This is a genomic window from Cellulomonas sp. B6 (assembly GCF_001462455.1).
GTDB lineage: Bacteria > Actinomycetota > Actinomycetes > Actinomycetales > Cellulomonadaceae > Cellulomonas.
This window is the reverse complement of the sequence record NZ_LNTD01000057.1, coordinates 1-6,129: the sequence shown is the minus strand read 5'-3', so window position 1 is coordinate 6,129 and position 6,129 is coordinate 1. Positions and strand designations below refer to the sequence as shown.

Annotated in this window: 7 protein-coding genes; 3 read left to right on the top strand and 4 right to left on the bottom strand. The window is 73.3% G+C overall.

Annotation, left to right across the window (positions count from 1 at the left end):
- The 4 genes from ATM99_RS04310 to prfB all read right to left on the bottom strand — a co-directional run.
- Positions 1–914 (bottom strand): coiled-coil domain-containing protein (locus ATM99_RS04310; RefSeq protein WP_369797989.1); only part of this gene is annotated, 914 nt, incomplete at its 3' end.
- Positions 915–916: 2 nt separating this feature from the next.
- Positions 917–1,831 carry a permease-like cell division protein FtsX gene (ftsX, locus tag ATM99_RS04305; RefSeq protein WP_062101701.1) on the bottom strand — a complete coding sequence of 305 codons (915 nt, stop codon included), beginning with the start codon at positions 1,829–1,831 and terminating at the stop codon, positions 917–919.
- Positions 1,832–1,844: 13 nt separating this feature from the next.
- A complete protein-coding gene (gene ftsE, locus ATM99_RS04300; RefSeq protein ID WP_062101700.1) occupies positions 1,845–2,534 on the bottom strand; it encodes a cell division ATP-binding protein FtsE in 690 nt (229 codons plus the stop codon).
- 190 nt (positions 2,535–2,724) lie between these two features.
- Positions 2,725–3,840 carry a peptide chain release factor 2 gene (gene prfB / locus ATM99_RS04295; protein WP_062101702.1) on the bottom strand — a complete coding sequence of 372 codons (1,116 nt, stop codon included), beginning with the start codon at positions 3,838–3,840 and terminating at the stop codon, positions 2,725–2,727.
- Between the two features lie 240 nt (positions 3,841–4,080).
- Here prfB and ATM99_RS04290 point away from each other — a divergent pair, with 240 nt between their 5' ends.
- The 3 genes from ATM99_RS04290 to ATM99_RS04280 form a co-directional block, all read left to right on the top strand.
- Positions 4,081–5,172 carry a hypothetical protein gene (locus ATM99_RS04290; protein ID WP_062101699.1) on the top strand — a complete coding sequence of 364 codons (1,092 nt, stop codon included), beginning with the start codon at positions 4,081–4,083 and terminating at the stop codon, positions 5,170–5,172.
- A 163-nt stretch (positions 5,173–5,335) separates the two neighbouring features.
- Positions 5,336–5,596 carry a hypothetical protein gene (locus ATM99_RS04285; RefSeq protein WP_062101698.1) on the top strand — a complete coding sequence of 87 codons (261 nt, stop codon included), beginning with the start codon at positions 5,336–5,338 and terminating at the stop codon, positions 5,594–5,596.
- A gap of 62 nt (positions 5,597–5,658) precedes the next feature.
- Positions 5,659–6,129 (top strand): LacI family DNA-binding transcriptional regulator (locus tag ATM99_RS04280; protein WP_150118113.1); only part of this gene is annotated, 471 nt, incomplete at its 3' end.

The following is a 6,129-nucleotide window of genomic DNA, read 5'->3' as shown; positions in this document are numbered from 1 at the left end:
CGCTGCCGCTGCTCCGTGACGAGCGCGTCCAGCGCCGCCTTGGCCGTCTGCGCCTCGGCCTCGCGCTGCTGCCGCTGCTGCTCGACGATCTCGTCGGCCGCGGCGGCCTGCTGCTCGGCCTCGGCCTTGCGCCCGGCGATGTCGGCCTGCCGCTGCCGCTGCTCCGTGACGAGCGCGTCCAGCGCCGCCTTGGCCGTCTGCGCCTCGGCCTGCGCCTGCTGCGCCTCGACGAGCTTGCCGTCCGCGGCGGCCTTGAGCTCGTCGACCTTCTCGCGCACCGCCTCCTGACGGGCCTGCGCGTTCTTGTTCTTGGCCGCGAGCTCGGTGAGCTCGTCGAGCACCTGCGTCTGGGTGCGCATGGCCGTGGAGACCAGGCCGTACTTGCGCACGAAGTCCTGCGAGCTCTCGGCGTCGAGCATCACGCTCATGCTCGAGACGTCGCGGCCGCCCTGGTAGGCGCTGCGGGCCATCTGGCCGATGGCCTTGCGGATCTCCTGCTCGCGCGCGTCGTCCACGACGATCTGGTCGGCGATCGAGGCCTCCTCGTCGCGCGCGGCCTGCAGCCGCGCGGCGAGGATGTCGGCCTCGCGCTGCGCGGCCTGCGCCGCGGCGACCGCCTCGTCGAGACGCGCCTGCGCGGCCGGCAGCTGCGCCTCGACCTCGGCCAGGCGGGTCACCGCCTCGGCGAGCTCGCCGCTGAGCTCCTCGAGCGTCTCCTCGAGCGCCGCCGCCCGCTGGTCGGCCTCGGCCTGGCGTCGCTCGACGTCGGCGCGCTTGTTCGACAGCTCGTCGGCCTGGGCGGGCGCCGAGCCCGCCAGGAGCGCCGGGACGGCCACGGCGAGCGCCGCGAGCAGGGCGACGCCCGCCTGCAGGGCGCGCCGGACGCGGGAGGTCGGACGGTCGGGTCGACGCATGCTCACACCTTCGTGTAGCGGCTCAGGGTGACCAGGGACGAGATCGCGGCCAGCACGAACGCGACCAGGACCAGCAGGGGCGCGATCGTCAGGACGTCGGACGTGCCGACGTACGGGATCCAGGTCACGGACTTGCCGAGCCAGTCGGTGACCAGGTACTCCACGCCCAGCCAGAGCCCACCGATCGCGAGAGCGGCCCCGAGGGTCGCCGCGATCGCGCCCTCGAGCATGAACGGCAGCTGGATGAACAGCGTCGAGGCACCGACCAGGCGCATGATGCCGGTCTCGCGGCGCCGGCTCAGCGCGGACAGGCGGATGGTGGTCGTGATGAGCAGCACCGCCGCGAGCAGCATGATCGCGGCGAGACCGCCCGCGGCCCACGTGGCGCGGTCGAGCACGAGGAAGAGGTTGTCGAACAGCCGGCGCTGGTCCTGCACCGACTCGACGCCGGGCCGGCCGGAGACGACGTCGGCGACGACCTGGTACTGCTCGGGGTCGGTGAGCTTGATGCGCAGCGAGGAGTTCATGTCGTCGGCCGTGGCCGCCGAGGTCCAGAACTGGTCGCCCCACTGGCGCTTGAACGTCTCGTACGCCTCTTCCTTCGACTCGGTGAAGACCTCGTCGATGTAGCGCGCGACCTCGGGCGCGTCGAGCGCCGCCATGATGTCGTCACGCTGCTCCTGCGTGACCTCGCCGGCCGCGCACGTGGGTGCCGCCGAGTTCTCGGGGCACAGGAAGACGGAGACCTCGACCTTGTCGTAGAAGTCGTCCTTCATCTTGCCGATCTGCGTCTGCAGCAGCGCGGCGGCGCCGAGGAACGTCAGGCACACGAACGTCACGAGGACGACCGACACGGTCATCGACAGGTTGCGGCGCAGGCCGATGCCGATCTCGGACAGGATGAACTGGGCGCGCATCTCCCCGACCCCCTCAGCGGTCCGAGCCGTAGACGCCGCGCGACTGGTCGCGCACCATCTCGCCGGTGCTCAGCTCCACGACGCGCTTGCGCATCTGGTCGACGATCTCGTCGTCGTGCGTGGCCATGACGACCGTGGTGCCGGTGCGGTTGATGCGGTCGAGCAGGCGCATGATCCCCAGGGACGTGGTCGGGTCGAGGTTGCCGGTGGGCTCGTCGGCCAGCAGGATCGCGGGCCGGTTGACGAACGCGCGCGCGATCGCGACGCGCTGCTGCTCACCGCCCGACAGCTCGTGCGGACGACGCTTCTCCTTGCCCGCGAGCCCGACCATGTCGAGCACGTCGGGCACGGTGGTGAGGATGTGGTGGCGCGGCTTGCCGATGACCTGGAGCGCGAACGCGACGTTCTCGAAGACGGTCTTGTTGGGCAGCAGGCGGAAGTCCTGGAACACCGCGCCGATCTGGCGGCGCAGGTGCGGCACCTTGAAGCCGGACAGCGTGCCGAGCTCCTTGCCGGCGACGAACACCTTGCCGGCCGACGCGCGCTCCTCGCGCAGCACGAGCCGCAGGAACGTCGACTTGCCGGACCCGGAGGCGCCGACGAGGAAGACGAACTCCCCGCGCTCGACGTCGAGCGACACGCGGTCCAGCGCGGGCCGCGCGCCGCGCGCGTAGACCTTCGTCACGTTCTCGAACCGGATCACGACCGACCTCGCCTCGTGCTGCCCGGGGGCGCACCCCCGACGGCCCGCGGTCCGCGAGCCCCATCGAGGGTAGGAAGGCGTTCACCCGCTCGGGCGCAGGACACGCCGCCCCGACCCCTGTGAATCACGCTCGCGCGCCCGGCTCGTCCGGTTACGTCCCGGACGGGTGTCCGGGACGACGGTCCGACCGTCAGGCGTCCGCGATCTGCTGCGCGCGACGCCAGCGCACCCCCGCCTCGATGAAGTCGTCGATGTCGCCGTCGAACACCGCGGCCGGGTTCCCGACCTCGTGCTCGGTGCGCAGGTCCTTGACCATCTGGTACGGCTGCAGGACGTACGAGCGCATCTGGTCGCCCCACGACGCCTTGATGTCTCCCGCGAGCTCCTTCTTCTTGGCGTCCTCCTCGGCCTTGCGCACGAGCAGGAGCCGGGACTGCAGGACGCGCAGCGCGGCGGCGCGGTTCTGGATCTGCGACTTCTCGTTCTGCATCGACACGACGATGCCGGTCGGGATGTGCGTGAGCCGCACCGCCGAGTCGGTCGTGTTGACCGACTGGCCGCCCGGGCCGGACGAGCGGAAGACGTCGACCTTGATCTCGTTCTCGGGGATCTCGATCGAGTCGGTCTGCTCGATGAGCGGGATGACCTCGACGGCTGCGAACGAGGTCTGACGACGTCCCTGGTTGTCGAACGGCGAGATCCGCACGAGGCGGTGCGTGCCGGCCTCGACCGACAGGTGCCCGAACGCGTAGGGCGCCTTCACCTCGAACGTGGCGGACTTGAGCCCGGCCTCCTCGGCGTACGACGTGTCGAGCACGGTCGTCGGGTGGCCGTGGCGCTCGGCCCAGCGCAGGTACATGCGCAGCAGCATCTCGGCGAAGTCGGCGGCGTCGACGCCACCGGCGCCCGCACGGATCGTGACGACGGCCTCGCGCTGGTCGTACTCCCCCGCCAGCAGCGTGCGGACCTCGAGCTCGCCGAGGTCCTTGCGGATGCCGACGAGCTCGGCCTCGGCCTCGGCGAGGGTGTCCTCGTCGTCCTCCTCGGCCGCCATCTCGACGAGCGTCTCGAGGTCGTCGATGCGGCCGCGCAGCCGGGTGACGCGGTCGAGCTCGGACTGCGCCGCCGAGAGCGCGCTGGTGACCTTCTGGGCGGCCTCGGGGTCGTCCCACAGGTCGGGGGCGGACGCCTGCTCGGAGAGCTCGGCGATCTTCGTCCGCAGCGCCGTGGGGTCGCTCACCGACTGGATGGAGTCCAGCGTGGTGCGCAGGTCGCGGAGCTCGGCGGGGAAGTCGGTGGTGGCCACGGCGGTCCAGGCTACCCGGTCGGCGCGCACGGCCGCGGCGGCGCGGGAGCCCTCGGGTGCGGCGGCGGTGCGCGCCACCGCCGCCCCGCCACGACGTCGGCCGACCGCGGCTCGCCCTGCACACCGGCACGACACCGCAGCGCGCGCGATCGCCGCCCGTTCGTGGGGTACCTGCGGCTCCTCGGAGAGCACGCTGTGAAACGCCAGCGGTGACGACACGCCTCCGGTAGGACTTCGGCCATGCCAGCACCTCGCCCCTCCCGGTCCCGCTGCCGGTCTGCGGCCGTCCTCACGCTCGCGACGCTGGTCGTCGCGGCGTGCGGGGAACCGTCCGAGGCTCCCGCCGACGACCCGGCGGGCACGCGGCCGACGGCCGCCGCGGTCGCCGGCGCGGACGCACCGCAGCTGCAGACCCCGACCGACCGCACGCTGCCGTTCACGGCCTACCGCAGCGCCATCGAGACGCTCACGAACCCGGACGCCGCCACCGCCGCCGAACGGGAGCGGTTCGAGGCCGTCGAGGTGTCGATCGCGGCCTGCATGGGCACCGAGGGGTTCGACTACGCACCGCGCGAGTACGAGCGACCGGAGACCCTCGTCGCCAGCTGGGCCGACGACGCGATCCTGCTCCCCCTGCTCCCCGACGACCGGGACCGTGTCGCGACCGTCGGGTACGGCGTCGACGACGTCGAGGCGCAGGAGGCGGAGCTCGAGGCGACCGAGACGCCGGACCGCAACGCGGAGCACCTAGCGGCCCTGGGCCCGTCCGCGCAGTCCGCCTACGTGAAGGCGCTCACCGGTGCCGACGGCCCGGACGGCGAGTCGTCGACCGGAGCAGGAGGGTGCGCCGGCCGGGCGCAGACCCAGCACCCCGCACCGGTCGACGACCGCCCCGACTTCTCGGACCTGATCCGCAGCATGCGCGAGCTGGTCCAGGACGACGTCTTCCAGGCGCCGGAGGCGCTCGCACTCGCGGAGGAGTGGAACTCCTGCATGCTCGACGGCGGGGTCGACGTCGCACCACCCGATAGCTACGGCCCAGTCCAGCGCCCGGGCCCGCTCCAGGCCTACGAACTCGCCCTGGCGACGCGCGCCGACGGGACCGTCGCGTGGCCGTCGCGCGACACGCCGACCCGCGACGTCCCCGTCGACTCCCGGTACCTCGTCGGCTCCGTGGCGGAGCGCGCGATCGCGCTCGCAGACCTCGACTGCCGGGAGCGGACGGACTACGCCGCTCGCCTGACCGACGTCGTCGAGGGACTGCAGCGGGCGTTCGTCGCGGCGCACGCCGACGAGCTCGCCCGGCTCACGAGCGCGGCCGCGGTGTCCTGACCGCGGCAGGCGCCCCGACGGACGGGCAGCACGGGCCCGGGACGCGGAGCCGGGCCGCGGTCGTCGACCGCCCGGCGTGCCCGACCGACAACGCTTGACCGGTACAGAACTTTGGATTACTGTACCGATCAAGAACGCTTCTCCCCCTCGACAGGAGACCCCCATGAGCACCGACGGACACTCCCTCCTCGGCGTGCGCGCCGCCCGCGTCCAGGCCACCAGCGCGCAGGCCGGCGCCCCCGTCGTCGCACCGTCGCGCGCCGAGTGCCGCGCCGAGCGGCGCGCGCATGCCCGCCGCACCCGCACGCCCCGCACCCGCACTCCCCGCGTCCTCGCGCTCCGGATCGTCCTCGCGGGGGCCGTGCACCGCCTCGCCGAGGCACTCGCCCCCCGCCCCGAGGACCTCGGACACCCCGCACGGTGAGGCAGATCGCCGCGCACTACCCTGGGCCGCGTGACCACGACGCGGACCACCCCGGGCCCGAGATGAGCCGCGTGACGCTCCAGACCGTCGCGGACGCCGTCGGCGTCAGCCGCATGACGGTCTCGAACGCCTTCTCACGGCCCGACCAGCTGTCGACCGCGCTCCGCGAGCGGGTGCTCGCCACCGCGGCCGAGCTCGGGTACGCCGGCCCCGACCCCACCGCGCGGGCGCTCGCCCGCCGCAGCACGGGGGCCGTCGGCGTCGTCCTCACCGACTCGCTGGGGGACGCGTTCCGCGACCCCGCCGCCGCGGCGTTCTTCGGCGCGCTCGCCGAGGAGCTCGCCCCCACGGGCCTGGCGGTCTCGCTCATCCCCGCCGCCTCGGTGGGTGGTCACCTCCACGCGCGCGACCTGCCCGTCGACGCTGCCGTCGTGTACGCGTGCGCGGGCGAGACGGAGGCCGTCGACCAGCTCGAGCGCCGCCGTCTGCCGCTGGTGTTCGTGGACCAGGCGCCGCGCCCCGGGAGCACGGGC